26 protein-coding genes are annotated in these 26,636 nt (G+C 39.1%); 9 read left to right on the top strand and 17 right to left on the bottom strand.

What is annotated here, in order from left to right; genetic code table 11:
* Nucleotides 1-54: 54 nt before the first annotated feature.
* Nucleotides 55-1,287 carry a uracil-xanthine permease family protein gene (locus ACRWQN_RS11620; protein WP_434937849.1) on the bottom strand — a complete coding sequence of 411 codons (1,233 nt, stop codon included), beginning with the start codon at nt 1,285-1,287 and terminating at the stop codon, nt 55-57.
* Nucleotides 1,288-1,458: 171 nt separating this feature from the next.
* Between ACRWQN_RS11620 and ACRWQN_RS11615 the strand changes: the two genes are divergently transcribed.
* The 3 genes from ACRWQN_RS11615 (at nt 1,459) to hda (ending at nt 3,335) form a co-directional block, all read left to right on the top strand.
* A complete protein-coding gene (locus ACRWQN_RS11615; RefSeq protein ID WP_434937847.1) occupies nt 1,459-1,647 on the top strand; it encodes a DUF2066 domain-containing protein in 189 nt (62 codons plus the stop codon).
* A 7-nt stretch (nt 1,648-1,654) separates the two neighbouring features.
* A complete protein-coding gene (locus tag ACRWQN_RS11610; RefSeq protein WP_434940648.1) occupies nt 1,655-2,548 on the top strand; it encodes a DUF2066 domain-containing protein in 894 nt (297 codons plus the stop codon).
* Between the two features lie 76 nt (nt 2,549-2,624).
* Entirely contained in the window at nt 2,625-3,335 is a 711-nt protein-coding gene (hda, locus tag ACRWQN_RS11605) for a DnaA inactivator Hda (protein WP_434926220.1), read from the top strand.
* A 90-nt stretch (nt 3,336-3,425) separates the two neighbouring features.
* Here the strand turns inward: hda and ACRWQN_RS11600 are convergent, their stop codons facing one another.
* From ACRWQN_RS11600 to ACRWQN_RS11585, 4 genes are all read right to left on the bottom strand, one after another.
* Nucleotides 3,426-5,357, bottom strand: coding sequence for a hypothetical protein (locus ACRWQN_RS11600; RefSeq protein WP_434937846.1), 1,932 nt, complete (start codon nt 5,355-5,357; stop codon nt 3,426-3,428).
* Between the two features lie 143 nt (nt 5,358-5,500).
* Nucleotides 5,501-5,881 carry a DUF2069 domain-containing protein gene (locus ACRWQN_RS11595; RefSeq protein ID WP_434931816.1) on the bottom strand — a complete coding sequence of 127 codons (381 nt, stop codon included), beginning with the start codon at nt 5,879-5,881 and terminating at the stop codon, nt 5,501-5,503.
* Between the two features lie 7 nt (nt 5,882-5,888).
* On the bottom strand, nt 5,889-6,242 hold the full coding sequence (arsC, locus tag ACRWQN_RS11590; RefSeq protein WP_434926217.1) for an arsenate reductase (glutaredoxin): 354 nt from the start codon (nt 6,240-6,242) through the stop codon (nt 5,889-5,891).
* A 33-nt stretch (nt 6,243-6,275) separates the two neighbouring features.
* On the bottom strand, nt 6,276-7,724 hold the full coding sequence (locus ACRWQN_RS11585; protein ID WP_434940647.1) for a M48 family metalloprotease: 1,449 nt from the start codon (nt 7,722-7,724) through the stop codon (nt 6,276-6,278).
* A gap of 158 nt (nt 7,725-7,882) precedes the next feature.
* Here ACRWQN_RS11585 and ACRWQN_RS11580 point away from each other — a divergent pair, with 158 nt between their 5' ends.
* Together ACRWQN_RS11580 and ACRWQN_RS11575 are read left to right on the top strand one after the other, a co-directional pair.
* Entirely contained in the window at nt 7,883-8,098 is a 216-nt protein-coding gene (locus ACRWQN_RS11580; RefSeq protein ID WP_226415655.1) for a sulfurtransferase TusA family protein, read from the top strand.
* Nucleotides 8,099-8,142: 44 nt separating this feature from the next.
* Nucleotides 8,143-9,219, top strand: a complete 1,077-nt coding sequence (locus ACRWQN_RS11575) for an AI-2E family transporter (RefSeq protein ID WP_226415656.1) — start codon at nt 8,143-8,145, stop codon at nt 9,217-9,219.
* Between the two features lie 24 nt (nt 9,220-9,243).
* On the opposite strand, the gene ACRWQN_RS11570 is transcribed toward ACRWQN_RS11575, so the two are convergent.
* The 7 genes from ACRWQN_RS11570 to ggt all read right to left on the bottom strand — a co-directional run bounded on the left by ACRWQN_RS11570 (nt 9,244) and on the right by ggt (nt 18,142).
* Nucleotides 9,244-9,507: a Rho-binding antiterminator gene (locus tag ACRWQN_RS11570; protein WP_226415657.1), complete on the bottom strand. Its 264-nt coding sequence runs from the start codon at nt 9,505-9,507 to the stop codon at nt 9,244-9,246.
* Nucleotides 9,508-9,535: 28 nt separating this feature from the next.
* Nucleotides 9,536-10,117 carry a histidine phosphatase family protein gene (locus ACRWQN_RS11565; protein ID WP_434937844.1) on the bottom strand — a complete coding sequence of 194 codons (582 nt, stop codon included), beginning with the start codon at nt 10,115-10,117 and terminating at the stop codon, nt 9,536-9,538.
* A gap of 267 nt (nt 10,118-10,384) precedes the next feature.
* On the bottom strand, nt 10,385-12,439 hold the full coding sequence (locus tag ACRWQN_RS11560) for a bifunctional 2',3'-cyclic-nucleotide 2'-phosphodiesterase/3'-nucleotidase (protein WP_434937842.1): 2,055 nt from the start codon (nt 12,437-12,439) through the stop codon (nt 10,385-10,387).
* Nucleotides 12,440-12,813: 374 nt separating this feature from the next.
* Nucleotides 12,814-13,209, bottom strand: a complete 396-nt coding sequence (locus tag ACRWQN_RS11555; RefSeq protein WP_434926213.1) for a phosphate ABC transporter substrate-binding protein — start codon at nt 13,207-13,209, stop codon at nt 12,814-12,816.
* Nucleotides 13,210-13,221: 12 nt separating this feature from the next.
* Nucleotides 13,222-14,409 (bottom strand): hypothetical protein, encoded by a 1,188-nt coding sequence (locus tag ACRWQN_RS11550; RefSeq protein WP_434937841.1) that lies wholly within the window; start codon nt 14,407-14,409, stop codon nt 13,222-13,224.
* A 107-nt stretch (nt 14,410-14,516) separates the two neighbouring features.
* Nucleotides 14,517-16,133, bottom strand: a complete 1,617-nt coding sequence (locus ACRWQN_RS11545; RefSeq protein WP_434937839.1) for a methyl-accepting chemotaxis protein — start codon at nt 16,131-16,133, stop codon at nt 14,517-14,519.
* A 314-nt stretch (nt 16,134-16,447) separates the two neighbouring features.
* On the bottom strand, nt 16,448-18,142 hold the full coding sequence (ggt, locus tag ACRWQN_RS11540; protein ID WP_434940646.1) for a gamma-glutamyltransferase: 1,695 nt from the start codon (nt 18,140-18,142) through the stop codon (nt 16,448-16,450).
* 159 nt (nt 18,143-18,301) lie between these two features.
* Between ggt and ACRWQN_RS11535 the strand changes: the two genes are divergently transcribed.
* Entirely contained in the window at nt 18,302-19,465 is a 1,164-nt protein-coding gene (locus ACRWQN_RS11535; protein WP_434937837.1) for a GNAT family N-acetyltransferase, read from the top strand.
* Between the two features lie 5 nt (nt 19,466-19,470).
* On the opposite strand, the gene ACRWQN_RS11530 is transcribed toward ACRWQN_RS11535, so the two are convergent.
* The 3 genes from ACRWQN_RS11530 to ACRWQN_RS11520 form a co-directional block, all read right to left on the bottom strand.
* Entirely contained in the window at nt 19,471-20,088 is a 618-nt protein-coding gene (locus ACRWQN_RS11530) for a LysE family translocator (RefSeq protein WP_434926209.1), read from the bottom strand.
* A 102-nt stretch (nt 20,089-20,190) separates the two neighbouring features.
* A complete protein-coding gene (gene hppD, locus ACRWQN_RS11525) occupies nt 20,191-21,231 on the bottom strand; it encodes a 4-hydroxyphenylpyruvate dioxygenase (protein WP_434937836.1) in 1,041 nt (346 codons plus the stop codon).
* Between the two features lie 79 nt (nt 21,232-21,310).
* Nucleotides 21,311-22,471 (bottom strand): homogentisate 1,2-dioxygenase, encoded by a 1,161-nt coding sequence (locus tag ACRWQN_RS11520; RefSeq protein WP_434937834.1) that lies wholly within the window; start codon nt 22,469-22,471, stop codon nt 21,311-21,313.
* A 234-nt stretch (nt 22,472-22,705) separates the two neighbouring features.
* Between ACRWQN_RS11520 and ACRWQN_RS11515 the strand changes: the two genes are divergently transcribed.
* Together ACRWQN_RS11515 and ACRWQN_RS11510 are read left to right on the top strand one after the other, a co-directional pair.
* On the top strand, nt 22,706-23,635 hold the full coding sequence (locus tag ACRWQN_RS11515; protein WP_434937832.1) for a LysR family transcriptional regulator: 930 nt from the start codon (nt 22,706-22,708) through the stop codon (nt 23,633-23,635).
* Between the two features lie 109 nt (nt 23,636-23,744).
* Nucleotides 23,745-24,500: a TIGR00266 family protein gene (locus ACRWQN_RS11510; protein WP_434937831.1), complete on the top strand. Its 756-nt coding sequence runs from the start codon at nt 23,745-23,747 to the stop codon at nt 24,498-24,500.
* A 156-nt stretch (nt 24,501-24,656) separates the two neighbouring features.
* Here the strand turns inward: ACRWQN_RS11510 and ACRWQN_RS11505 are convergent, their stop codons facing one another.
* Nucleotides 24,657-25,124 (bottom strand): EVE domain-containing protein, encoded by a 468-nt coding sequence (locus tag ACRWQN_RS11505; RefSeq protein ID WP_434937829.1) that lies wholly within the window; start codon nt 25,122-25,124, stop codon nt 24,657-24,659.
* Between the two features lie 141 nt (nt 25,125-25,265).
* Here ACRWQN_RS11505 and ACRWQN_RS11500 point away from each other — a divergent pair, with 141 nt between their 5' ends.
* Nucleotides 25,266-26,030 carry a substrate-binding periplasmic protein gene (locus ACRWQN_RS11500; RefSeq protein WP_434937827.1) on the top strand — a complete coding sequence of 255 codons (765 nt, stop codon included), beginning with the start codon at nt 25,266-25,268 and terminating at the stop codon, nt 26,028-26,030.
* Nucleotides 26,031-26,032: 2 nt separating this feature from the next.
* On the opposite strand, the gene ACRWQN_RS11495 is transcribed toward ACRWQN_RS11500, so the two are convergent.
* A complete protein-coding gene (locus ACRWQN_RS11495; RefSeq protein ID WP_434937826.1) occupies nt 26,033-26,446 on the bottom strand; it encodes a YccF domain-containing protein in 414 nt (137 codons plus the stop codon).
* Nucleotides 26,447-26,636 lie beyond the last annotated feature (190 nt).

The following is a 26,636-nucleotide window of genomic DNA, read 5'->3' as shown; positions in this document are numbered from 1 at the left end:
AGCCATCAAAAATATGATGGCTTTTTAGTATTTGTTTCCCATTCTGAAATAAGATTAATGTTCAGCTTGATGATTTTTATCAGTTTTAGGCAAAATCATATTCATTAATATGGCGATTATACCGCATAAACTAATACCAGTGAGACTGAAAGAACCTATACCAAATGCCATTCCGCCAATACCAAATACCAAGGTGACAGCGACGATACTTAAGTTTCGCGGCTCTGTTAAGTCGACTTGATTTCTAATTAAGGTATTCAAGCCCACTGCGGCAATTGATCCAAATAGCAAGCACATAATGCCACCCATTACTGGAACAGGAATTGTTTGTAATAAGGCGCCTAATTTACCCACAAAAGCTAAAATGATGGCGGTAATCGCGGTCCAAGTCATTATGCGAGGATCAAAACTTTTGGTTAAGGTAATCGCGCCAGTGACTTCTGAGTAGGTGGTGTTTGGAGGCCCACCAAATGCCGATGCTGCCATTGTTGCGATGCCGTCACCGGCTAAGGTGCGATGCAAGCCGGGCTTTTTTATATAGTCTTTACCGGTTACGTTAGATATCGCTAAGATATCTCCAATATGCTCAACGGCCGGTGCTATGGCAACGGGGATCATAAAGAGTATGGGTTGCCAATGAAACTCGGGGGCGACAAAGTTGGGCATAGATAACCATGCTGCTTGTTGTACAGGCGTGAAGTCCACCACATCAAAAAATAGACTTAAACTATAGCCCACTATAATACCTGCCAAAATAGGCATCAATCGGGCAACACTTTTTGCAAAAGTCGCGACTAGAATGGTGGTTGATAGTGAGGCAAGTGAAATAATTAACGCGGTGTTGGTATTAATTAATTGGACAGAACCATCGCCCGTTTTGCCTAAAGCCATATTAACAGCCATTGGTGCTAACCCTAAGCCGATAATCATAATGACCGGACCAACCACCACAGGCGGGAGGAGTTGATGAATAAACCCTACGCCACGTATTTTGACTGTTGCTCCCAATAGTACATAAATTAATCCTGAAACCATCAGCCCGCCCATAGTTGCAGGTATTCCCCATGTTTGTACACCATAAAGTATCGGGGCTATGAATGCGAAAGATGACGCTAAGAAAATAGGCACTTGACGCTTTGTGACGAGTTGAAAAAGTAGTGTGCCAATACCTGCAGTAAAGAGCGCTACACTGGTATCTAGCCCAGTAATTAAAGGCATTAATACGAGTGCACCAAAGGCCACAAATAACATTTGTGCTCCTTGGAGCGGAATTGAAAAGCGTTGCATTAGATTAACTCCATTATTTTTATTATGTCTTTGAATCGGTACAGTTAGCATGTTTTCTGCTTATGTTTAAATAGTGCGTTCACATAAAAAAGAGTGTGATTAGACCATACTCGATAGATCTTTATTATGTTACACTTTGGTCACTTATTTTGATTGCGTTTATAACTCCCAATGCTAAAAAAATTACTCAATATTACCGTGCTTTCACTGGCTATTTTCCATGTTCAGCTATCTGCTGTCGAGGTGACGAAGCTAGATCAAGCAGATATCATAGTTGATTCTCGCGCTAACAGTGCTCGTTCGGCTGCACTTAAACAAGCGTTAGCCAGTGTTTTTTTAAAAAAACTCTGGCAGCCCTAGCGTCGTGATGCACCCTACGGTTAAAGCACAAATTGACAATCCTGAAGCATTACTCATTCAGTATGGTTATAGCCAGGCTGATAGTGATTTATTATTGACAGCAAGTTTTGATCATCAACGCGTAATCAGCACTTTGCGCCAGGCTGATTTACCTGTTTGGGGGGCTCAACGTCCTTTAACCTTATTATGGGTAACAATTGCAGATGCTAATGATACAGTTATTTTATCTGACTCAAGCGAGAGCGCTTTACGATCTGATTTAATCGCTGAGTCAAATAATAAAGGTATTCCAGTATTGTTACCTTTGATGGATCTTGATGATCTTATGGCGGTATCGCCAACAGATGTAAAAGGCATGTTTCTAAGTCCTGTCAATATCGCATCTGCTCGTTACCAAACGGATTATTTTGCTATTGCAGATATTTCAGAGACCACGAGTGCAGTAACATTTACTTTGTCTTTATTCGATAAAACACAAACGGGTTCCACACTTCAACCCTTAATTAAACAACAAGGTGAGGCAGTCGATACAGCTGCGGCATCTAAACGCATAATGGCTTTATTAGCTGATTATTATATTAGCCAATATGCTATTGCATCTTCAGGTAATAACCTTGAAACGCATGTGAGTTTTACCGGTGTGACACAAATGACACAACTGGTAGAAATTGAAAAGTATTTGCAGCAACTCAGTGCAGTGAAAGAGATTTCAATCAGCCAATTCCAAAATGAAACAGTGACTTACCAGTTGTCATTATTCAGTAGTGTTGAAGACCTACAACGATTATTAAGTATTGATAATCGTTTAAGCAAAATAGATACAATGGGGAATGTAAATTCCTACCTTGAGCCGAAATCGAACGATAAGTCAACGTTAACCTATCAATGGCAGGGGCAATAACCCCAGTGATATTTTACCCGAAGGGCGCTTGTGTTATAGTAGCGTCCGCTTTATGTTTATTTTTGAGAATGTTTGAGTGACCCTATCTTCTCCGCGCCAATTATCTTTGCCCGTTTATTTACCGGATGATGAAACGTTTAATAGTTATTATCCTGCATCGGGTAATGATGAACTTATTCAAAAACTTCAGTCTTGTGCTGAAGGGAGCATGACTTCGTCTATTTATTTGTATGGTCCGCAAAAATCAGGCCGTACCCACCTAATGCATGCTGCATGTGCACATGCAAGTGATTTAGACCGTCGTACTTTATACATACCTCTAGGTATTCATGCCAGTATTTCGCCCGCTTTATTTGAAGGTGTTGAGTCTTTAAATTTAATTTGCATTGATGATATCGATGCCATAGCAGGTCATCCTGTCTGGGAAGAAGCTTTATTTCATTTGTATAATCGTATTGCTGAACAACAAGACTGTCGTTTAATTGTCAGCGCAAGTGCATCACCATCTGAAGCCCGTTTTGCTTTACCTGATTTGGTTTCCCGTATGCAGTGGGGGTTAATATACCAATTGCAAGCTATGGCTGATGATGAAAAACTGTTAGCGTTACAACGCAGAGCCGCTATGCGTGGTCTGCAATTGTCTGATGAAGTAGGGCGTTTCTTACTGACGAGAATGGCACGAGATTTACGCACACTGTTTGATGTATTAGACAAGTTAGATAAAGCATCTATGGTGCATCAACGTAAATTAACCATACCTTTTATCAAAGAAATGCTTAAGTTATAGCTGCTTATAAATTGCCCTAGCTTTAAGGCCAGGGCAAAAATTAAAAATCTGCGTTTGTCTAAGTCTATTTGATGTATCAGCTGAATCCTATTATCTATGTTGCTCGCCACTTAATTCTAAGGGCCTATCCTCTAATGCTTTTATCTCGGTTGATTGGCTCACCTTTTGCGGTGAACTCGCACCCGCTGGATTAACTACTAAGTTTTCTGTCCACGATTTACCGGGGGTTAATTGCAACGGTTTCGATAGACTGTTAATAAGGTTTTGACTTGCCACTTCTGGCATTATTTCATCAATAACATATTGTGCACGTATTTTAATATTGGCTTCGCCAATACGACCGCGTTGACCCCAATCGACAGTAATATTAGAACCCGTTGCATTTTCTGGTTTGTCAGTAACGGCGACATCTCTCAACATATTATAGCGATAGCTCATAAAAGCTTCTTCAAACAGCATAGCTGCATCTTCTCGATTTGAGGAATAGTTGTAATAGTCGGATGCATTGTCTTGACTAAAGAAGGTGGTAATATCGCTTGGTAGGTATGATTTTTGAATGTCATTAGCGGTTTGGCCCTTAAAGCTTACAGTACCTAGTGAATACATTTCGCTACTTTGTAATGGAAAGCGTATTGCGAGTTGATCAGACACCAAAGCATTACTACTCGAACGTCTGTTGAAATCCTCTAATAAAGTTGGCCCTTGAAGTGTGCTGTGTGTACTGCGGGGGAAAAAGTCATTAGCGTGGGCTAACTCGTGATATAGCAACGAGGAAAGTCTAGGGGTAAAGTCAGCAACTGAGCGGTTTGTTCGGGTTTCATATGGGTAAGATGCATAGGCATACTGATTATTTTTCACATATCGCCATGGCATTAAAAACTGTAAACTATTACCAAAATTACTTCGGTAATCTGGTGCCTCATTAATGGTATCTCGCTCAGCAGCTGTTAACCAAAGATTGTCGGGATCTAGGTATATCGCGCCGGTAACTACCCAATAAAAAGAGGGGCGCACATCATAACTAATGATAATAGCGGTAACAGATTGTAATAATGTAATGAAGTCACTATTAGGGTCTTGCTGCTGCAAAAACTGCTCAAAATTCTTCCCCATCCAATCGTGAGATACCACAACTCTGTCCATGATATTAGCAATAGAGGGGGCACTTGTTTGCTGTCCAATTAAAGGTAGTTGATTAATACGGCAACTACTATCAAGTTTATTTGAGTAAACACATTTAGGTAAAACAGCAGCATATGATGAATTAGGCTTATAGGCATAGGTGCGAGAAACGGGCTGTTCAAAATAGGGAGAAGTGATCCCAGCTTCATTGGTAATTAAGATGTGGACATCATCGGTTAATGTTTGCCCATTCAGTTCGGCTGTAGCCCTAAGAGATACAATGCTGTCTTTGTTGACAATAGGAGCAATGAATAATGGTCGTTCAGTTTTTGTTAGGTCTAAACTAATCGGATTATCTGAGTAAGCACACCATTTTACATTAGTCGGCATTTGACCATTAATGGACGCTAATCTCACGCTAACACCATTACCCTCAACGACTTGATGATCAGTATTTACAGATAATGATATTTGTTGAACATTCGTGACATTAATGGTAATCAATTGATTAATATCAATACCAGAACCTGAAATTGTCACTTTAAATTGGTATTCACCGGTATTGGACGGTGTAAAATTAAGGATGGGAGAGGAGTTATTGGCTAGAGATAAATCTGTACCTGCCATTTGCTGCCATTTAAAAACTAAGCCACTTGAGTCTTTATTCGTTAGTTTAGCAATAATTGCCCCTGGTTGGTTTACTTGGTAACTTGTCTCAAGCAAAAACTCCAGGTTATCTGTACCTGTTACAGTGCTCAACTCTAAAGGCTGACTACAGGCTGTAACAGGCAGTGTATTGTCGGGGACCACAGGCGTCGGTGCTGAGTCGCTGCTACCTCCACATCCGGTTATTATGCTAGTTGAAATAAGAAGCGTAAGAATACTGCGACTGAAAGCCATTATTTAATCCCTTCTGCAATTATTTACTGACTATATCATGTGTTTTTTGCATGCGAAAGAATAAAAAAAGCGCCAATTGGCGCTTTTAAAAATGAAACATTTATTGATAATAATAAGCAATAAAATTAATTTAAATCAGATTGTTAATCTTCTTGTTGTGATTTTTTCTTTAAGCCCAGGCCCAGTTCTCTGCCTCTTATTCTGGCATAAAATGGAAAGCCAATTAGCAAGGCACAAATAAGCGCAGACTCTATAATTGCAAACACAAGCGCGTCTTCAGTCACATAGACTAAGGTTAATCCGTGAAGCAGATACAGACACAGAATAAAACTCGCCCAGGCGTAAGTGTATGGATTACCTTGAATAACACCTTTTAATGGCATCAATAGCGGGATGATCCACATTAGATTAAATATTAATGAATAAGATCCTTGCACACCTTGTTGTACAAACCATCCAGTAAGCAATAATACCAGTGCAATATAACCTATACGGCAAAGCTGAAATAAGCTGTTAGTTTTCATTAATAATTTACTCTATGATTGCCAAAACATTTTCAGGAGGTCGACCAATAGCCGCTTTGCCATTGCATAGCACAATAGGTCGCTCAATTAATTTTGGCGTTTTTACCATGGCTGCAATAAGTTGCACTTCCGTGAGATTGACATTATTTAAGCCTAATTCTTTATACTCACTTTCTTTAGTACGCATCAATTGACGAGCGCTTAAACTAAGTTGCGATAGTATGTTACTGATTTCATCTGCTGAGGGGGTATTTTTTAAATACTCAATCACATTTATTTCATTAGACCTAGCTTGAAGTAATGCTAGGGTTTCACGGCTTTTTGAACAACGTGGATTATGTAAAATAGTAATTTTAGTCATAGTATTAGCTTTCTTTTTATTTCAGTATAAAAGTTATTTGAATTGCTCTAGATTTCGTTCAGCATCTCTAAATTGACGTATTCTGGCTTCAATTCTGGCAATTTGCAGCGGCTGACCTTCAGAGTATCTATATGCGTAGTTTAATTGATCAATCGCGCCAGGGTAATCCGCCACTAATGCCATTACCTCTGCATTAGCATAATATTCTAGTGCTTTGTTGCCCATTTTTTTATAAGCATCATTTAACAATTGATAGGAAAGTATATTTTGCTTATCGAAAAAAATGAGATCTTCCAACAAAGGGATTGCTAGCTTGGGCGCTCCTGACTCAACATAAATGTGGGCCAAATTAGTATTAATAACCTGAGAGGTCGGCTTTAATTTACGCTGGTCTTGCAATAGTATAATAGCTTCATCAAAGGCTTTACGTTCGGCTAGTAAATCGGTTTTTGTATCGATATAAAATAAATTATTGACATCTGTTTGGCGTAACTCATCAATTATGGCCTCTGCTTCAGCAAATTTTTTCAAGCGAAACAGTGCCAAAGCTTTGCCATATAAAGCAGCTTCTTTAAAAGTGTAAGAGCGTTTCTTTAACTGGACATTAAATAAAGATAAAGCCGCTTCATCGTTATAGCTGGAAAATCGAACCTGGATACGCGCTTTGGCGAGTTGGTAATTTAAGTTATCTGCAATATAACGATTTGGATATTGTGCTGCCCGATTACGTGCATCGGTAATGCGTGATTCAGGTAATGGATGAGTGAGCAGCATTTGAGGTGGCGTTGTGGTAAAGCGGTAGCGAGTGGCCAGTTCCGCAAAGAAATTAGCAGCGCCATTCTGGTCAAATCCAGCTTCAACCAATATTTGCATGCCTATCCGATCAGCTTCCTTTTCATGCAAACGTGTGTAATTAATTTTAGCTTGAGTTGCTAAAGCCTGAGTTGTTGCTAATGCCGCCATACCAGCTTGTGGCGCAGCAATAGTCAGTAATATAGCCCCTAGTAAACCGGCAATCGTTGCGGTGGAGCTTTTTTCTTGTGCTTCCAATGAACGGGCTAAATGGCGTTGGGTAACGTGGGTGATTTCATGGGCCAGTACTGAAGCGAGCTCACTTTCGGTATCTGCATTTAAAAATAACCCAGTATGAACACCAACATGACCGCCAAAAAAAGCAAATGCGTTAATTTCATCATTGCGCAGCAAGAAAAAATAGAATGGCGTTTTAACGCCTGTGGCGTGAGCAACTAATTTATTACCTAACTCAGATAAATACTGGCTTAGAACGGGATCAGTCAATAGCGGTGCTGATGAGCGTATGACTCGCATGTAAGCATCGCCATAAACCATTTCTTTTTCAAGACTGAAGGTATTGACCGCGGCAGTACCAAGATCGGGTAAGTCGTTATTGGCAAAACTGCTGGTAATATTTGCTGTGAATAGAGTAGCTGCAACACTGCCGGCGATGAAAGTTTTGCTCATTTTGCTGAATGATTTGGTGGTGAAAGTAATTTTAGCCAAACGACACCCTTTAATCTGATTAATTAGTAGAGAAAAACGCGTAAGAGTTTACTCTGTTAGCTTGTGGTTTACTATGCAACTAAGGATAATAGCTTTAGTTTATTTAACGTAAATTCCCTATGAAACTGATAGATTTAACCGCTTATCGATGCCCATATCCATTAGTGCAGATAAAACTGTTATTGAAGCAATTACCGCAAGGTGAAACGTTAAAGGTTTTACTGTCTGACCCAGGTTCCTGCAAAGATGTTCCCACATGGGCTAAAAAAAGTGGATATCAGGTCAGTCTATTGCAACAAGATAAAAGCATTATGGCAATTAATATCACTAAATAGCGCGGTATTAGGTTAATTTTCTTTCATTTATACAAGGTTTTGCAATGTTATCGTTTTTAAAAGATTGGTACCAAACTCGTTTTAGTGACCCACAAGCAATAACATTAGTGTTTATTTTGATGGGTATTGCGCTGACAATATATTTTGGCGCGGAACTATTGGCGCCTTTACTTGTTGCATTGGTATTAGCATTTTTACTAGAGTGGCCTGTGGCTCAAATGTCAAAGCTGGGCATTAATCGTACCGCTGGGGCTTCAATTGTGTTGGTGGCGTTTTTAGGGCTAATGATGCTGACATTGTTAGTACTGATGCCGAGTATTTGGCGCCAAGGGGTCAGTTTAGTCACTGATTTACCTAGCATGCTGGACAAGGGGATGATTGTCGTTAAAGACTTAAGCGATAAGTATCCGCAGTTTATTAGTGCTGAACAAATAGATGCTTCACTTAACGAATTCAAAAAATTGCTCGATACTGAACATTTATTGGATTTTGCTAAACAAATACTGGGTATTTCAGCATCTGTATTAGTATTAATGGTTTACGTTATCCTAGTCCCTTTGCTTGTGTTTTTCTTTTTAAAGGATAAAGAGGAACTGATTGCCAGTAGTAAACGATTTTTCCCTGCTAATCGTGGTTTAGCAAGTAAAGTATGGTACGAAATGGATCAGCAGATATTTAATTATATCCGTGGCAAAGTGATCGAAATTATCATCGTTGGTGTTGCCAGCTATGTGTTTTTTGCGCTAATGGGTCTGAGATATTCTGCTTTGTTAGGTGTGTTAACGGGCTTGTCTGTGTTGATCCCTTATGTTGGCGCAACATTGGTGACATTACCCATAGCACTTGTGGCCTTTGTGCAATGGGGTATAGGTCCTGAGTTTGGATATTTAATGTTGGGTTACGGTATCATCCAGGCGCTAGATGGCAATGTATTGGTTCCAATTTTGTTCAGTGATGCGGTAGATTTACATCCGGTGATGATTATTGCCGCAGTTTTGGTCTTTGGTGGCTTATGGGGCGTGTGGGGTGTTTTCTTTGCTATTCCTTTAGCATCCTTGGTGAAGGCAGTGATTAATGCCTGGCCAAATAATGATAATAAGTCAGTATTCGATCCCGAATAATCTTCGACATACTTTATTAACTCTTTAAAAATGCACAATATTAAATTGTGCATTTTTAGTTAATACTGTCACTGTTTTAATGTCAGTTAACACTAAGGTTAAATCAACACCATTATCATCCTTACCACGAATGACCTCTTGCTTAGCGGTCGATTGACCAATAAAGCCGGTTGAGTCAAATTTTCCCGTAATGAGTTTACCGTTGTTGAGCGTAATCTGCACTTCATACTGATATAGGCACATTACCTCAATATAATCATGCAGATTGCAAGCAAGTATTTTAGTCATATCGTTCAGTTTCCATTGTTAAGATAAATTAATAACTGAAACGATACATTGAATTTAACCGTCTTCCATTAACGATGTTCACTTCAATCAAATATAAACGGTCAAAGTCTTCAGTATGTTCTGTATGGCTATCTTCTGAGGTTTGATTTAATTTGTCAGCCAAAAGCGCGGTAGTATTACTGTGGCCTACTATCAAATAATTGCCTGGATGCATCAGTAATTGTTGGCTGAAACTGTCAAGATCACTTGGGTCGTATGACGTTATAGGCAAATGATGGCTTATAGCAGTTGGCTGGGCAGTTAGCTGAGTGCGTTGGTAATCGGTTGAGTACACTTTATCTAATGGGATATGTTGTAGCATCTGAGCAAGCCGTTCAGCACGTTCAGTACCTTGTTTCGTTAATTGTGGATCGTCACCAGGTTGCTTTTCACCATGGCGAACTAATATAAAAGTCCATTTTTGAGCCGTCTGTAATTGAGCATTTCCATTGATGGCAGTTTCCCTCTGGTCTATTACCTGCTGAGTAAACCCAAGTGAACAGAAAAGCGTTAAACACAATAGAGTAAGGCAAATTGTTGTTTGGTATAAAGCACTAGATGCAGCTCGCATTGGGGAGTTCCGCAGATATTAAATAGCGTTAATACTAACATTAGTTGCTAAAGCTGGCGAAAATAAAACCAGATATAGTAAGCGTTTATTTTGAATAGCATTTGCAGTTATACTGCTCCGAGGCAGTAAATTTGATAAACCTCTTATAGAATTTTTTATGATCTATTTTGGGGGGAGTTAAAAAATTACATTGAAAAAAGCCCTGAGTAAACAGGGCTTTGAATTAGGGATTTACGCCCTGATTAATTATTCGCATCATGTAGTAGATCAGTTCTGTAAATCAATGCTGTAAACAGCAAAACCAAACTCATCTACTACATTATTGAGTTTGATCATCTTACGTTGTTGGTACTTAGAAACAAAAGCATCAGCCAAGGCACTATCTTGAGTTTCAAAGCGGACATCAAGAGCAACAGTTGTGCTAATCGTAGCAAAGTCCCAGTTGTTGTCGGCAGATGGATTCACTTCGCCGTAGGTTTCAGTTTCAGCAGTAATATACTGTGCTAGTGCTTCACGGTTTGAATCTGGCAATTCCATTACAACGTAATCAGAACCCGTACCAGCGAATTTACCACCAAAAGCACGATAGTTATTTGATGCAATAATGAACTCTTTTTCAGCAAATTCAGCACCAATAAACACAGTACCTTCTTTGTCTGTATAGGATAAACCGACAATTCGATGTGCATTGGCATCGACTAATTTACAGTCGCCATCAAAGCGGGTTGGCTGAGTTACATCGATTTGATAGTTAACACCATCAATAACATCATAATTGTAAGTTCTATGTGTACTCCAATTAATCAAGTATTGAGGTGTTGTTGCTGTAGGATTAATTTGATTAAATTGATTTGCACTGCATTCCAACCAATCTTGTACCTGGGCTCCGGTGACTTTTACAGCAACCATGGTGTTAGGGTAAAGATATAAATCGGCCGCATTTTTGTAAGTTAACTCACCAGCGGCAACTTGGACATAGCTCTCTGTATCTGCAGTAGTGCTGTGACGACCACCTGCTTTAAAGGGCGCTGATGCAGACAGAACCGGTATATCTTTTAATGCTGGGGGTAAATTTTGCTGCACTTTTGCTATCTGAGCATCTGAAACGATTTGAACAGTAGGATCATCTTGCAATAAACTGAGGAAGCTATACATATCTGATGATGCTTTACCAATTGGCTGGTCAACGTAAGTTTTAGTATCGTCATGCTCTTTAGCAACAGCATCTCGAATACCAAAATCTGGCTGGACTAACTCCGGGGTGTTAGCGTTTTTATCATAAATGGGCATCGATTTAGCCGTACTATCGACAATCACCCATTTACCATCTTTCATTGCAAGTTTGAAATCGACTATGCCTAAGTTGTCACCCCAACGGCCAGGCATAACGGCAGCGACACCGTTAATAGTGCCTTTTTCAAGATCCGCATTTTCTAACCCTGCAAAAGTACTTGATGGAAATACAGAATGACTATGGCCAAAGGTAATAGCGTCAATACCAGCAACTTTTGATAATGCCCAAGTGGCATTCTCGTCATCAATATCGACAGGATTAGTCGAAGATCCAACACCAGAATGCGGAATCGCAATAATAATGTCAGCACCTTCTGCTTTCATCATTGGAACAAATTTTTCAGCAGACTCCACAATCCCCATGACGGTGACTTTGCCTGTTAAATTTTGTTTGTCCCATAATAGAATTTGTGGCGGTACAAATCCGATATAGCCAATTTTAATTACTTGCTGATCGCCATTACTATCTAGCACTGTTTTTTCTTCAATGAGGTAAGGTTTAAATAAATTATCGCCTTTTTGTTTACCTTCCCAACAATCGGCTTCACATAATACATTGGCGTTGATATACGGAAAGTTTGCTCCAGAAATAGACTCATAAAGAAAATCTAAACCATAATTGAATTCATGATTACCTATATTGCCGACAGAATAACCGAGCGTATTCATAGCTTTATAAGCTGGGTGGGTACCACCAATAGTGCTATCTTGCTTGAAGTTGTTGGCGATATAGTCACCCATAGGGCTACCTTGTAATAAATCACCATTATCTACTAAGACAAAGTTATCAGCGTCTGCACCATGACGTTTAATTAAACTTGCGGTGCGGGCTAGGCCGATAGTGGCATCGTACTTAGATTTATAGTAATCGTAATCCATAATATTGGCATGAAGGTCTGATGTTTCCAGAACGCGAAGATTAACTTCAATTGGTTTAACCTCAGGTTGTTTATCATCATCTGAGCTACCACATGCGGACAAGCCTAGTGAACTTGCGATCAATACCGCAAGTAACTTTTTATTGTACATATTCATATTTCCTTTATGACCCCGGAGCGAACTTGCCCCTGTTTAAAACAACAAACCTATGATTAGTATTTGGTTTTTTATGTTGAAAACGTTTGGATTATAATGAAAACCAATGAAGGTATTGTGACTTCTGCTGGATTTTGCTGTATCAATTTGTGGCATTAAGATAGTTTGCCGATTAATTGATCAAAACTTATGATTTTGCGGTTTTGGATATATCAATTATGTTGTGGCGTTATGAATGGCTATTGATCAAATAGACTTGTTGAGTTTTTGAATCTTATTTACAACAAAAGGAGATGTGACACATATGTGCTACATCTCCTTTTTAAAGCTTATACTTAGAAGATTTTCTTAACCTTTTAAGTTAGGAACTATGGTTTTAAGATAACTTTAACTGTGCCATCAACATCAGCTTCATCAATGTACCCAATTGCACTTGGATTTGATGCTACAGCTGCTTTCATAGCCGTTGCTGAAGATACTGTGGCAGGTGGATTACCTTTTCCAGTAAACACTTGTTTAGACCAAAATGCCTTTAACTGTGCATCTGATTTACCCGTAACAGTACTGTGAAATTCAGAGCGAGTGCTATTACCTTCATCTAATTCATAAACAACCAGTGAGCTATCACCCTTGCCTAAAAATGCTTTTTTAGCATCGGCAGCTGACATATCACCAGCTGCATTATTACCAATAACAACAACACCAGCAGAAGCGGTAAATGCAACACCCAAACTGAGCGTTAATACGCATAGTAACTTTTTCATATCATCGCTCCTTTAAAATACTGCATCGAATTTAACGGTGTAGACTAATGTATCATCAAATAAGAATTGCTTAGTCAATGGGTTAACAACCGCATTACCACCTAAACCACCAGAAGTATCTCCAAAGTCTGTTGCATAGGTTAAGTCAAATTTGATCGCTACGTTATCAATGGCATCCCAGCGAACACCTGCGCTATAAGCAGTTCGTTCTTCGTTCAATCCTAACCCTAATGGTATTGCTAATTGAGGCGGTAAAGCTGATCTCACATCATCGTCAGTCGTTTTAGCATATGCCACAGTAACATAAGGCGTAAATGCCTTAATTCTATAGCCTAAAGTCACATAAGCTGATTCATGATCAGCTAGTAAGCCTTCTATCTCAACTGTGGTCCATTCTGTGATAGCAATGAATGAGCCATTGTCGTAACTACCACCTAAGCCTGTAAACTGTGCTTGCTCACCGTCGATAACCAATGCGCCACCAGAAGCTGAACCGTCAAGGTCTGTTTGACCATATACAGCACGCAATGTCCAAGTTAGATCAGTCCAAGAAGCGTTAACCCCCATGATGTTTGATAAATCTAGGCTTGTTGCTTCACCACTTACATCAGATTCACCGCCAAAACCTTGCAAGGTTAAGGTTGAGTCTTCAAATTCAAAATCATAAGCAATGTCGCCACCGGTATATGATGAGAAGGGCACTTGGTCATAAACTTCGCCAGGTGGGCGAGCAAATGGCTGTGCATAACCCACATCTAAATAGTCAGAATACATAAATAAGGGCACGCGTAACTTACCACCACGCACTTTTACGCCATTATCAAAACGGTGAGATAAATAAGCCCATTCAGCCTCAACATCCCAATCATTTTCACCTTTCATCATGAGCTGAAGAACTGCCTGAGTTTGGTTACTGATGTTAAACGTTGCTTGTAGCCCCATTTTACTGTCTTGCGTAAAATCTGCGCTGCTAGTAGCATTGTTATAGCCCGCATCGTTATCCGAACTGATATATGCACCGCTAATAAATCCGTTAAAATTGAATTTATCAGTCAGATTTTTGGTTTGTTGAGCTTGTAGCGCCTGAACTTGTTGTTCTAGCTGAGCTACTTTTGCATCGGTTGCTTCGTCAGCAAAAGCTGCGGCAGGAACTAATGCTACAGAAATCGCTAACGGAAGCGCTTTCAAGTAAAATTTCATAGTGTTACTCCTTTCTCATCACTCATCGTACCCATCGGGTTTATTTTTATATTGCTCTATTTATATAGCTAACATTCACGTAACTAACCAATTTGTAAGCGAATTATTTACACTTTAAATTGGTTAGTTATGATTTGGAGCTGTTTACTGACATTTTGGATATCAAAACTGATCCCGCCCATGTCTTCGGTAGTGGTTTTGACTTTCTGAGCGTTTTGCTGAATATCAGCAACATATTGCTGGATCAACACTGAGGTATTGTGTTGCTCCTCTGTTGCGGCGGCAATCTGTTCATTTACAACACTAATTGCACTGACTTTTTCAGTAATACTTGTCAAGGTTTTGCCGGCAAGCATAGTTGACTCAACTCCTTCGTCGGCTGTTTCAACACCATGCTGCATAGCCTGAACCGCTTTTTTAGAAGAGGTTCTTAATTCTTGCAGTACTTGTTGAATTTCTTGCGTTGACGCCTGTGTTCTAGAAGCAAGGGTTCTTACTTCATCTGCCACAACGGCAAAGCCCCGTCCTTGTTCTCCTGCTCTAGCAGCCTCAATAGCAGCGTTTAGCGCAAGAAGATTTGTTTGATCAGCAATACCCCTGATCGTATCTAAAATAGAATTAACATTATTGGTGAAAGCATCTAATTGGTTGACTAAAGTGGCTGTGGTTCTAACTTCTTCCGCTAGCCTTTTAATGGTAGAGACTGCTGTATTAACCACTTGAGTACCTTTAGTGGCTTCTTTATTTGCGTTGTCTGCCTCGCTAGCCGCGTTTGCAGCATATTCAGCAATATGAGTCACACTGATAAACATCTCACCCATTGCTTGGGAAATTAGTTCAATAGCAGCGGTTTGTTCTTTGACTGTAAGCTCACTGACTTTACTGCCGTTTAATAATGTTTTTGATACAGCACTTAAGCTTTCTGTTGTTTGTTTAGTGTCTGCTATTGAAGATTGAAGTTTAGAGACGAATTGATTAAACCAATAGACTAAATCGGCTATTTCATCTTTGCCATCATATTGAATACGCGAGCGTAAATCACCTTCACCTTCAGAAATATTACGTAATGAATTAGTGACATTAGAAAGGGTAGTAATAATTGAACTATTAACTAATAAGCCAAGAATCACCATTAATATGGTAGCGACAATACCTATCATTAAGACTGAGGTTTGTGCACTGTTCGCATCTGTGATGGTAGACTCGATACTGTTGGTAAATTGCGATTCAAAATCGGCTTGATTAGTTTTGAAATTCTTAACTAGATTTTGGTATCTTGCAGCATTGTCAGCCGCTTGAGTTTTTATTGCGTTAAAATCGATATCGTCGGCTAAAAAAGCCATCACCAGTGTTTTAGCATTTTGATGATAAGTAGTGATATCACTTTTTAATCGCTGCATATCACTTGATTCACTTGGTAATAATTGACCAATTTCATCTAAGTTTCTTATGATGGTTTTCACCATGGCGTCAACCGTTTGTAGGTTTTCTTCTTCGCCAGTCGTCACCGCAGATTGGATAATTTGTTCCAATTGGATTAACAGTCCGTCATTAACTGTCGCTAAGCTTAGCACTGGGTAGAGCCTGTTCTGTAAATTACTTAAACGATCAGTGTTGCTTGTGGTTGTGACACTGTTGATAGCGATTGAAATAATAAATGAAGCTAAAGCAACAAAAGTGAGTATTGCTATACGGTGTTTAATTTTCAGGCTAGATAGCTTCATGGCAACCCTTTTGTAGTAATTGTTTCAATTCAGTTACTTATTTTAACACATGCCATACGTATAGGCATATATTGATTATATAGATCTGTCTATCGGCAGTAAGATTAATTAGCTTTAGTTATTGTTTCATTAAAGTTTTGTTAGAAAGTGTGTGGGATAATCTTTGAGAGATAAGTAAAAGTAATATTAGTAGGTTAACTATAGTGTATAAAAAATAATAAGCCCAAGCTATGGCGTTACGTTTTATGTTAAGTGTATTAAAAACATTCAGAAGATGTAAGTTTGAGCATCTTCTGAATGGCGAGTATTGATTTTTAGTAGCCTACGGCAGCAGAACCTGCTCTGCGGGGATCTGACGCCCCATATTTACCTTGTTCCGTGACCATTATTGACTGGGTACTACCAATAGATTGTTGAATTTTTACCTGATGACCTTTTGCTTCTAACAATGAAATTGTGTCTTGATTCAAGCTTCGTTCCACCCATAAAAAGTCAGGTAACCATTGATGATGCACTCGTGCAGCTGCGCTGGCTTCAGCAATGTTTAATTGATGATCAATCACATTCATGATGATCTGCAGGGTGATATTTATAATTCTAGAACCACCTGGGCTACCGGTAACAATAAAAGGTTTACCGTCTTTCATTACAATTGTTGGACTCATTGAGCTCAGTGGACGCTTATTACCTTTTACAGAATTTGCTTCGCCTCCTATCAGTCCGTAACCGTTTGGCACGCCAGCTTTGACGGAGAAATCATCCATTTCATTATTGAGTAATATTCCAGTTCCTGATGCCACCAGCCCAGATCCATAACTAAAATTCAAAGTATAGGTATTAGATACAGCATTACCCCATTTATCGACTACAGAATAATGTGTCGTTTGCGGGCTTTCATATCCACCAACTTTCCCGGGCAGAATTTCACTGCTAGGGGTCGTTTTGTTTAGGGCTATTTTACTTGCAATCGTATGAGCATAATCTTTATTGATTAAATGACTTGTCGGTACTTTAACGAAATCAGGATCGCCTAAAAACTCACTGCGATCGGCATAGGCATATTTCATTGTTTCAGTCATAACATGGATTGTTTGTGCGGTGTTGTGACCAAATTTGTCTATGGGGAATTGCTCTAATACGTTGAGCATTTCAATAATATGAATTCCGCCAGAAGAGGGCGCTGGCATTGAAATAACTTCATAACCTCGATATGTACCTCGAACTGGTTCACGTTCGACTGCTTTATAATGGGCTAAGTCGGCTAATGTCATTACACCACCAGCTTGCTGAACAGCATTGACTATTTTTTCTGCTGTCTCACCTTGATAAAAACCTTTACTACCCAATTTAGACACTAAGGTGAGTGAATGGGCTAACTCTGGTTGATATAATATATGACCGACATCAAAATTACTGCCATCAGCTTGATAAAAGATAGCTTTTGAGCTTGGCCATTGGCTAATACGGCTGCGTGTGCCTGCCAAAGAATTGGCTAAATCTGATGTGATAATAATGCCATCTTTTGCCAGTTTAATTGCTGGTTTTAACACCTGTTCAAGTGACATTGTCCCGTATTGCTTTAAAGCTAACTCCATTCCCATAACGGTACCAGGCACTCCGACAGCTAAACCGTGTTCACGACTTAATTTATCAACCGCGTTACCTTTTTCATCTAGAAAGATATCTTTGTGGGCTTTACTGGGTGCCGTTTCACGGTAATCAATCGCAATGGTTTTATTATCTTCGGCAAGATGAACTAGCATAAAGCCTCCGCCTCCAATATTTCCTGCTCGAGGTAGTGTTACTGCTAATGCAAAGCCAACGGCAACAGCGGCATCTACTGCATTACCGCCTTGTTTGAGAATTTCTACACCAATTTGACTTGCTATGGCTTCCTGGCTAGCAACCATACCGTGTTTAGCAAAAATAGGTTGTGCGGTAGCCATTTCACTGAATATTGCGTCATCATTCGCCCATGTGTAGGTTGAATGTAACGCAGCTGATGACATGCTAATACCAATCAAAGTCGATAATAACAGTGGAGTGAATTTTATTGTTAGGGACACGAATAATCCTTAGAGAGTTACCAGAATGATCTGACTGTGCCATAGCTGTCATTAAATTGGTATGCTATATAAGTAAATTGATTAAATAATAAGGGCTACACATTGCCATCTGCGTATGCATTTTCACATGTTTCGAGTATTGAAGAGATTGGTCAAGATAGATGGACTCAATGTTTTGGCGAGTCCAACCCCTTTATGCGGTATGCATTTTTACATCAGCTAGAACGTTCGGCTTGTATAGGGGATGGAACCGGCTGGCAAACGAATCACCTTGTTATTTCTGACAAGTTAACCGCAGAAATAGCTGCAATCGTGCCTTTGTATCTGAAAACACATTCATGGGGAGAGTATGTTTTTGATTGGGCCTGGGCTGAGGCTTATGGGCGTAATCAATTAGAATATTATCCTAAGCTAGTGACCAGTGTGCCTTTTATTCCAGCTTCTGGACAAAGAATAGGGTTTAACTTAGCTATAACCGAAGATGTTAAACAAAGCCTGTTACTGAGTTTGTGTGAGTATTTGCGCGATATAATGGCTCAACAAGACTACTCATCATGGCACGGTTTATTTATTAGCGAACAAGAACATGCCCTATGGCCTAAAAACGCGGCCATAACACGGGTAGGGACTCAATTTCATTGGCGTAATAAAAATTACACTGATTTTAGTGATTTTTTAGCATCTATGACGTCAAGAAAACGTAAAAATATCAGCAAAGAAAGACAGTTAGTTGCCAATTATCAATTAAGTTTTCGCTTTGTTGTTGGTGCTGAAGCATCGCTTGAACAGTGGCAGCATTTTATTAAATGTTATCAAATGACCTATCAAAAGCGTTCAGGTCATCAAGGATATTTAACAGCAGCTTTCTTTCTAGGGCTGCAACAAACTATGGGGGAGGTGATTCGATTATTGATTGTCACCGATGTGAATGGCCAAATGATCGCATCTGCGTTATTTTTTGTATCTGATACGCATTTATATGGTCGATACTGGGGCACATTAACTGAACTTGATGGTTTACATTTTGAAAGCTGCTATTACCAAGGGATTGACTACGCAATAGCTCATAATCTCTCAATATTTGATGCTGGAGCCCAAGGTGAGCATAAAGTATCGAGAGGGTTTGAGCCTAGATTAACGTATTCAAAACACATTATTATTCACCCAGCATTTAATGATGCTATTAGTCATTATTGCCAGCAAGAACGTGAACAGATGAATTTATACATGGTACAAGTTGCACAACAATTACCGTTTAAAAACTAATACAATTATCCTAATGCCAACCAAATCCCCACCAGTATCATTAAACTGCCGGCGATACGATTCATCCAACGAATATTATCGCCGCGGGATAAAAATAATCGTAAACTTTTACCACCACTGGCATAAGCCAACATAGATGCAGATTCTGTTACCATTATGATACCCAATAAGACAACTAATTGAGTTGCCACTGGCTTATCTACATTAATAAATGGCGGCAGCAGCGAAATCATAAATGCCCAACCTTTTGGATTGGCAATGGCGGTAATAAAGCCCTGACTGATCAAACTTAATCGACGAGTGTTCGTTGGTTGGCCATCAATAACAGCCATTTTCCCTTTCGAGCGCCACATATTGACACCGATGTAGACAAGATAAGCCCCACCCAGCCATTTTAATATTTCAAATATCTGTGGATAGTTCAGCATGATACTGGCGACACCTAGCACAGCTGCTATGGCTACAATCGCTACACCAACGAGTTCACCTATCATCATCCACAAGGTACGCCTTACGCCGATGCTCATACCTAGGGTCATTGCCAAGGTCATGCACATGCCTGGAGTGATAGATACAAAGAAGAATGTCGGGATAAAAACCGCAAGTACTGCGTAATCAGGCATATAAAATATTCTTAGTGATAAAATTAATTCGATTATAATGCTTAGATAAACAAAAACCAGCACTAGGCTGGTTTTGTTTAGTTTGAATCAGCTAAATAAACGTTACAGTACGCCACGTTTAATTTGGTCACGCTCTATAGATTCAAATAATGCTTTGAAATTACCTTCACCAAAACCTAAGTTATTTTTACGTTGAATGATTTCGATAAAAATAGGACCGAATAAATTCTTAGTGAAAATTTGTAATAAATAACCGTCTTCATCACCGTCGATCAAGATCTGATGATGCTTGATTTTTTCTCTGTCTTCAGTAACCTGTGGCAATTTATCAAAAATGGTTTCATAGTACTCAGGAATGATATCTAAGGTTTTGATTGCAGTTCCTTCCATTGCATCTAATGAGGCCACAATATCACGGCTTCTAAAGGCTAGATGCTGCACGCCAGGACCATTGTATTCACCTAAATATTCATCAATTTGGTTTTTATCGTTGCCTTTCCCTTCATTGATTGGAATACAGAAGCTACCATCGGGTGAGCGTAATGCATAGGATACTAACGCGGTTTGTGACCCTTTAATGTCAAAGTAGCGCACTTCGGTAAAACCAAAAATGTCTTTGTAAAAGTTTGCCCACTTCTCCATAGTGCCTTTGTAGACATTATTAGTTAAGTGGTCAACTTCCATAAAGCCTTTTTCAGGTGTATTAATTGGCTCATCTAAATCAACGAAATCAGTCTCATAAATATTATTATCAGCGCCGAAGGTATCGATAAAATAAATTAAGCTGTCACCAATACCGTAAATAGCTGGATATGGCATATCTTTTTCAGCTTCTGCCGCAGCTTTTGCGCCGCGTTCTACCGCAAGTTTGAACGCTAATTCTGCATCTTCAACACGCCAACCCATTGAACAAATTGCCGGTCCGTGTGATTTAGCAAACTCTGCTGAGAATCCTGCACGGCTTTTATTTAATAGAAAATTAATGTCATTTTGCTTGTAGTAGGTAATGTCATGATTTTTTGCTTTTTTCAACATAGAAAAACCAAAATCAATAAATACTTGATGCATAAACTCAGTGTCTGGGCTGGCAAATTCAGTAAATTCTATGCCTAAAAGTCCCAGTGGATTTTGTTCGCTTGCCATGTTGTTATTCCTCGTTATATTCAACTCAGCATCACGTTAAAGTGATGCAGTTAGAAGGTATTTTATATCGACTTATGGTTTAGTCTTCTAACCAAGAGCGGTTGTAGTCTTCATTCATGCAATTTTTTACATGTGAAGTAAGATTCAGTGGGGCGAAAGTATCTACCATCACCGCATATTCATAGGTTTCTTTTTTACCAATTGACGCTTCGGTTCGTCCTGGTTGTGGCCCGTGTGGCACACCTTTTTGATGTAAGGTCATGTAACCCGCTTCAATACCGGTGCGGCTCATAAAATCACCGTCGACATAATATAAAACTTCATCGCTATCAATGTTGTTATGGTAATAAGGTGCAGGGATTGACTTAGGATGGAAATCATATGGGCGCGGGACAAAGTTACACACCACAAAATTGTGTGCGGTAAACACTAAATGCTCTGATGGAGGTAAATGAATTTTACCTACCTTAGGTGCATATTCAGCAATATTGAACGCCCAAGGGTAAACACAGCCATCCCAGCCGACTAAATCAAATGGATGCCATTCGAGTGTCATTTGTTGATACTTGTCACCAAATTTACATATTAATTGAAATTCACCTTTCTCAACGATCGCATCTGCAAGTTCTGGGGTACGTAAGTCCCGCTCACAATAGGGAGCAGACTCTAATAATTGGCCGTACTCATTGCGAAAATGTTTAGGTACTTCAACCATTGAAAACGATTCAATGACAAACAAACGAACATTGCTGTAATCATTAAAAGTTAATTGATAAGTGGTGCCGCGGGGGATAACCAGGTAATCCCACTTTTTAACGTCAATAACACCATATTCACTTAACAGCTGTCCTTCACCTTCATGAACAAACACAATTTCATCCGCATAAGCATTACGATAGAACTCGTTTGTGCTGTGGGTTACCTTAGCGGTATAAAGGGCAACATCGCTGTTATAGAAAATTTTATTGCGGCTGCTGAAAAAATTACCGTCACAATCTGCTTTACGCGAATCCAGTTTGTAGTTTTGAATTAATGAGTCTTGCCATTCTTGACCATGTTCAACCGCGTATGGCACCACATTAATCGCCTTAGTCGGCATATTATGGTGATATTTATTAGAATAAATATTTGAAAAACCATGGGTTGAAAACAGCTCTTCACGGTAAAGTTCGCCATTTTCTTTTTCAAATGCGATATGACGCTTTGTGGGGATTTCACCTTGTTTTACATAAAATGGCATATCAGCTTCCTTAACCGGGTATTTACAGCACTTAGTTTGTTCATCTAGCTCATTTTATCAATGAGTAGTGTGACCTCTGCCGCATAGATAGATTCAATTTAGTTGCTTAGATGAACAAAAAAAAGAATAATAAACAGCTAGACTCCATCTATTTTTTAGATTGTATTGTTATCGGTACATTTCTGGCAGCTAATCGATACAAAAGCACAAATTTACCTCACAAAGGAGTGATAAATGCGCATAGATGTTGATGCATTTAAGGTTTTACAAGTATTAGTCGAAGAGGGAAGTTTCGCTAAAGCATCTGAGCGTTTACATAAAGCGCAATCTGCGGTGAGTTACCAAGTCAAAAAGTTAGAGCAACATTTGGGGGTAAGTTTATTTAATCGCGATCAATACCGTGCAGAGCTAACCCCTGAAGGCCGAGTTATTTTGGCTGAGGGGCAACGTTTATTGCAACATTTGGCCAATATTGAGCATCTTGCTAGCCGTTTTAGTGAAGGCTGGGAGCCCAAACTTGAACTGGTGATCGACGGGGCGTTGCCGATGGAACCTATCATGACGGCGCTCAAACGTATGGCTGAACATAAAGTACCGACTAAAATTCAACTAAATATGGAATTTTTAGGCGGTGTGCAGCATAGGTTTGAGCGAGATGGCGCCGATTTAATGTTAGTAAAAGACTATTTGACAGGGCCAAATTATCATCCTAAAGCCTTACCCACTATTACCAGTGTACTTGTTGCTAGTTGCCATCACCCCTTAGTTAAGCAAAGTCAGATAAGTTTAACTGAGCTACAACAGCATGTGGAATTGACCATTGAAGATTCGTCCCCACAGCGTTTAGTGCGTGATGAAATGCAATTTGGTGGCGACAAGGTGTTTTATCTATCAGGGTTTATCATGAAAAAAAATGCTTTACTGAAAGGCCTTGGCTTTGGTTGGATGCCAGCATTTTTGATTCATGAAGAGTTAAATTCAGGCGAATTAAGATCGGTCGATTTTGTTGGCGGTAATACATTCAGCTTTACGCCTCAATTAGTGTCAACCTTAGAAAGACCATTAGGGCGAGCAGGGCAACTATTTACCGAGTTGATTTTAGATGAGTTTACTCGTTTTGAATTGCACACTTCCAAAGAGATTAATACCACAGGGCTTGGATAATATTGTCTATAAACGATTAATGTGCCAACAGAGATTTGATAGAGTCGGTCATTACTTTTATGCTAAATTCATTGAGAATGAGATTAACTAACAGTCCAAGGAGTGACAAATGACCAAGCGATGCCACGAAGTAGATTATGAAATAATCGGCTCAAGTATGCAATTAGTCGAGGTGGAGCTCGATCCACATGAAACTGTGATAGCAGAAGCGGGCGCGATGAATTACATGGAACAAGATATCACTTTTGAGGCTAAAATGGGCGACGGCTCTGAACCTGAGTCTGGATTTTTCGGTAGGTTACTTGGCGCTGGTAAGCGGGCGTTTTCCGGTGAAAGTATTTTCATGACTCACTTTACTAATGATGGGCACAGTAAGCGTAAAGTGGCTTTTGCAGCTCCTTATCCAGGTAGTGTTTTAGCAGTGGATTTATCTCAGCATAATGGTGAGCTTATCTGTCAAAAAGACAGTTTTTTAGCTGCAGCACTGGGCACAAACGTTACCATGAAATTTAATCGTCGTTTAGGAGCAGGTTTTTTCGGCGGGGAAGGTTTCATATTACAAAGTTTGAAAGGTGATGGTATGGTATTCATTCATGCAGGTGGCACCTTAATTAGAAAAGAGCTTCATGGAGAGTCATTGAGGGTTGATACTGGATGTATAGTCGCGTTTTCTCCTGGAATTGATTACGACATTCAACGAGCTGGTTCGCTTAAGTCTATGGTATTTGGCGGTGAAGGGTTGTTTTTAGCTACCCTACAGGGGCACGGAACCGTTTGGCTACAATCGTTACCATTCTCTCGTATGGCTGATCGTATAATTGCCCATGCACCTACTACAGGTGGTACATCAAAAGGTGAAGATTAATAATCTATTATTTAATCAATTCTATAGTGTTTAAAAATATCAATTATTCAAGATTATTCGTAAATTGAAGTAAGAATGCTTACTCAATATAAGGTAAGCATTTTGATTTTTATAAAGGTAAAACTTTATGAGTAATAATCTGAATATATTTACTCTTCAAGGCCTACTACAAAGTGATAATATGTATTTGAATTCAGATTCTTTGACTGGTTGAACACTTAATCTTGCACCTTTTGCCACTAACACCATATCAGCTAATTCCATGTCAGCTTTGAGTTTTTTCAGGCTTATCTGATTAACAAACTTCTCAATAAATGATATTTCAACCTCAACCCAGCGAGGTTTCAAAGGATCAGATTTAGGATCAAAATACGGTGATGAGCTATCAAAAGCACTTAGATCAGGCTGTGAAGATTGGCTTACTTTAACGAGTCCTACAATTGCAGGCTCTTTGCAGCTTGAATGATAAAAGAGCACTAAATCATTGACGCGTACTTGATCTCGTAGGAAATTCCTGGCTTGATAATTTCTAATCCCTTGCCAAGCTGATTTTTGTCCACTGCACCTTTGTAAATCATCTATACTGAAGTCATCAGGTTCAGACTTCATTAACCAATATTTCATATATCACACCAAGTAGTCATTTTGTACTATTATCAGAACAAGAATATATATAAATAAGACTCTGATGGTAGCTTTTTGATACCACTATCGACAAGGTTTTCTATATGATTTTTATCTCAAGAGTAACGTGATGGAGATGGAGTGATGTTAATGTTGTCTAATGGCATAAGAAACCAGCATTTATACATATTTTTGTCGCTATTTATATCTAGTGCTGTTGTATCAGACACTCTTGAACTATCAACGCTAGACTGGCCACCGTTTAGTGGAGCTGAGTTGACTGAAAAAGGTATTGCCACTCGTATAGTTAAACATGCTATTGCTTATGACAACCATCAATTGAAAGTCACAGTTGTTCCTTGGGTTCGTGCTATTAGAATGGCAAAAATGGGCGCTAAAATAGGCTATTTCCCTGAATACATTAATGTTACAAATGAGTTTATTTTTTCTCAGTCTTTAGGTGCAAGTCCGATAGGTTTATTGGAGCTTAAAAGTAACCCGATTGTTTGGGATACATTTACTGATTTAAATAAATATGTATTAGGCGTGGTAAAAGGGTATGTAAACACAGACGAGATAGACACTATGATTGCTAATGGTGAGCAAAAATACGAAGAGGCCATGAATGAAAAGCAGAATATATTAAAATTAGCTGCAGGACGTATTGATACAATTGTTATCGATTTAAATGTTTATCAATACTTAAAAAGTGATCCAAAAATTGAACAAATATCACATCTACTGCAAATCAATAATAAAATTCTTGACTCTAAGAGCTTGCATGTTGCATTAGCAAATAATAAAGAGGGTGAAAGGTGGCTTAAAATAATTAACGATGGCTTATCAAAATTTGAACCTCAAATAATGCTGGATGCTTATTTACAAGAAACAAATAAGCATCCCTAATGTTAATACTGTTCGTTTGGTACCACAGTTTGGCCGATAGGGGTTAGACTTAATAATGCCAGTTTAAGGTGCTGAATGCCAAATGGAATACCAATAATCGTCACAAAACACGCTAGCGCATGAGCTAAATGACCTATCGCTAACCAAATTCCAAAAAACACAAACCAAACAATATTACCGATTAATCCTATGGTACCAGTTCCTAGATCTTCAACACCCGTTAAGTGTTTTCGGTTGACACTTTGCTGGCCGAATGGCCAAAACGCCATCTCACCAATGACGAAACAAGCCCGTCCAAAGGGAATACCAATAATACTAATAAAACATAGTAGCCCCGCAAGCCACCAGGCTACACCCATTATAAACCCACCTAAAATAAACCATGCAATATTAAAAACTAGTCTAAAAATAGCCATATCTTTTTCCTTTTACAACTGAAATATGAGATTAATATTCATATCTAAGCAGGGAATGTGCCAAGGTTTAAGATATTGATCTAAATGGTTAAATTGATTTTTATTTGGATGAAGTAAACTAAGAATTAAGATTTAGACTAAAAATGAGTGATTTTAACCAATTTTAGTTACAATGACCCTAATCAATTTT

The organism is Shewanella sp. HL-SH8, assembly GCF_051165765.1.
Classification (GTDB): domain Bacteria; phylum Pseudomonadota; class Gammaproteobacteria; order Enterobacterales; family Shewanellaceae; genus Shewanella; species Shewanella glacialimarina.
The sequence above is the reverse complement of the archived record's forward strand: the minus strand, read 5'-3'. Positions and strand labels throughout refer to the sequence as shown.

What these genes read in the sequence shown, in the direction of transcription:
- ACRWQN_RS11575 (WP_226415656.1), top strand. Translation starts at nt 8,143, where the DNA reads ATGTTATCGTTTTTAAAAGATTGGTACCAAACTCGTTTTAGTGACCCA.
- ACRWQN_RS11530 (WP_434926209.1), bottom strand. Translation starts at nt 20,088, where the DNA reads ATGCCTGATTACGCAGTACTTGCGGTTTTTATCCCGACATTCTTCTTT.
- ACRWQN_RS11620 (WP_434937849.1), bottom strand. Translation starts at nt 1,287, where the DNA reads ATGCAACGCTTTTCAATTCCGCTCCAAGGAGCACAAATGTTATTTGTG.
- ACRWQN_RS11555 (WP_434926213.1), bottom strand. Translation starts at nt 13,209, where the DNA reads ATGAAAAAGTTACTATGCGTATTAACGCTCAGTTTGGGTGTTGCATTT.
- ACRWQN_RS11520 (WP_434937834.1), bottom strand. Translation starts at nt 22,471, where the DNA reads ATGCCATTTTATGTAAAACAAGGTGAAATCCCCACAAAGCGTCATATC.
- ACRWQN_RS11545 (WP_434937839.1), bottom strand. Translation starts at nt 16,133, where the DNA reads ATGAAGCTATCTAGCCTGAAAATTAAACACCGTATAGCAATACTCACT.
- ACRWQN_RS11570 (WP_226415657.1), bottom strand. Translation starts at nt 9,507, where the DNA reads ATGACTAAAATACTTGCTTGCAATCTGCATGATTATATTGAGGTAATG.
- ACRWQN_RS11610 (WP_434940648.1), top strand. Translation starts at nt 1,655, where the DNA reads ATGCACCCTACGGTTAAAGCACAAATTGACAATCCTGAAGCATTACTC.
- ACRWQN_RS11565 (WP_434937844.1), bottom strand. Translation starts at nt 10,117, where the DNA reads ATGCGAGCTGCATCTAGTGCTTTATACCAAACAACAATTTGCCTTACT.
- ACRWQN_RS11510 (WP_434937831.1), top strand. Translation starts at nt 23,745, where the DNA reads ATGACCAAGCGATGCCACGAAGTAGATTATGAAATAATCGGCTCAAGT.
- ACRWQN_RS11505 (WP_434937829.1), bottom strand. Translation starts at nt 25,124, where the DNA reads ATGAAATATTGGTTAATGAAGTCTGAACCTGATGACTTCAGTATAGAT.
- ACRWQN_RS11595 (WP_434931816.1), bottom strand. Translation starts at nt 5,881, where the DNA reads ATGAAAACTAACAGCTTATTTCAGCTTTGCCGTATAGGTTATATTGCA.
- ggt (WP_434940646.1), bottom strand. Translation starts at nt 18,142, where the DNA reads ATGTCATCAGCTGCGTTACATTCAACCTACACATGGGCGAATGATGAC.
- ACRWQN_RS11585 (WP_434940647.1), bottom strand. Translation starts at nt 7,724, where the DNA reads ATGAGCAAAACTTTCATCGCCGGCAGTGTTGCAGCTACTCTATTCACA.
- ACRWQN_RS11615 (WP_434937847.1), top strand. Translation starts at nt 1,459, where the DNA reads ATGCTAAAAAAATTACTCAATATTACCGTGCTTTCACTGGCTATTTTC.
- ACRWQN_RS11550 (WP_434937841.1), bottom strand. Translation starts at nt 14,409, where the DNA reads ATGAAATTTTACTTGAAAGCGCTTCCGTTAGCGATTTCTGTAGCATTA.
- arsC (WP_434926217.1), bottom strand. Translation starts at nt 6,242, where the DNA reads ATGACTAAAATTACTATTTTACATAATCCACGTTGTTCAAAAAGCCGT.
- ACRWQN_RS11600 (WP_434937846.1), bottom strand. Translation starts at nt 5,357, where the DNA reads ATGGCTTTCAGTCGCAGTATTCTTACGCTTCTTATTTCAACTAGCATA.
- ACRWQN_RS11580 (WP_226415655.1), top strand. Translation starts at nt 7,883, where the DNA reads ATGAAACTGATAGATTTAACCGCTTATCGATGCCCATATCCATTAGTG.
- ACRWQN_RS11515 (WP_434937832.1), top strand. Translation starts at nt 22,706, where the DNA reads ATGCGCATAGATGTTGATGCATTTAAGGTTTTACAAGTATTAGTCGAA.
- ACRWQN_RS11495 (WP_434937826.1), bottom strand. Translation starts at nt 26,446, where the DNA reads ATGGCTATTTTTAGACTAGTTTTTAATATTGCATGGTTTATTTTAGGT.
- ACRWQN_RS11560 (WP_434937842.1), bottom strand. Translation starts at nt 12,439, where the DNA reads ATGTACAATAAAAAGTTACTTGCGGTATTGATCGCAAGTTCACTAGGC.
- hppD (WP_434937836.1), bottom strand. Translation starts at nt 21,231, where the DNA reads ATGGCAAGCGAACAAAATCCACTGGGACTTTTAGGCATAGAATTTACT.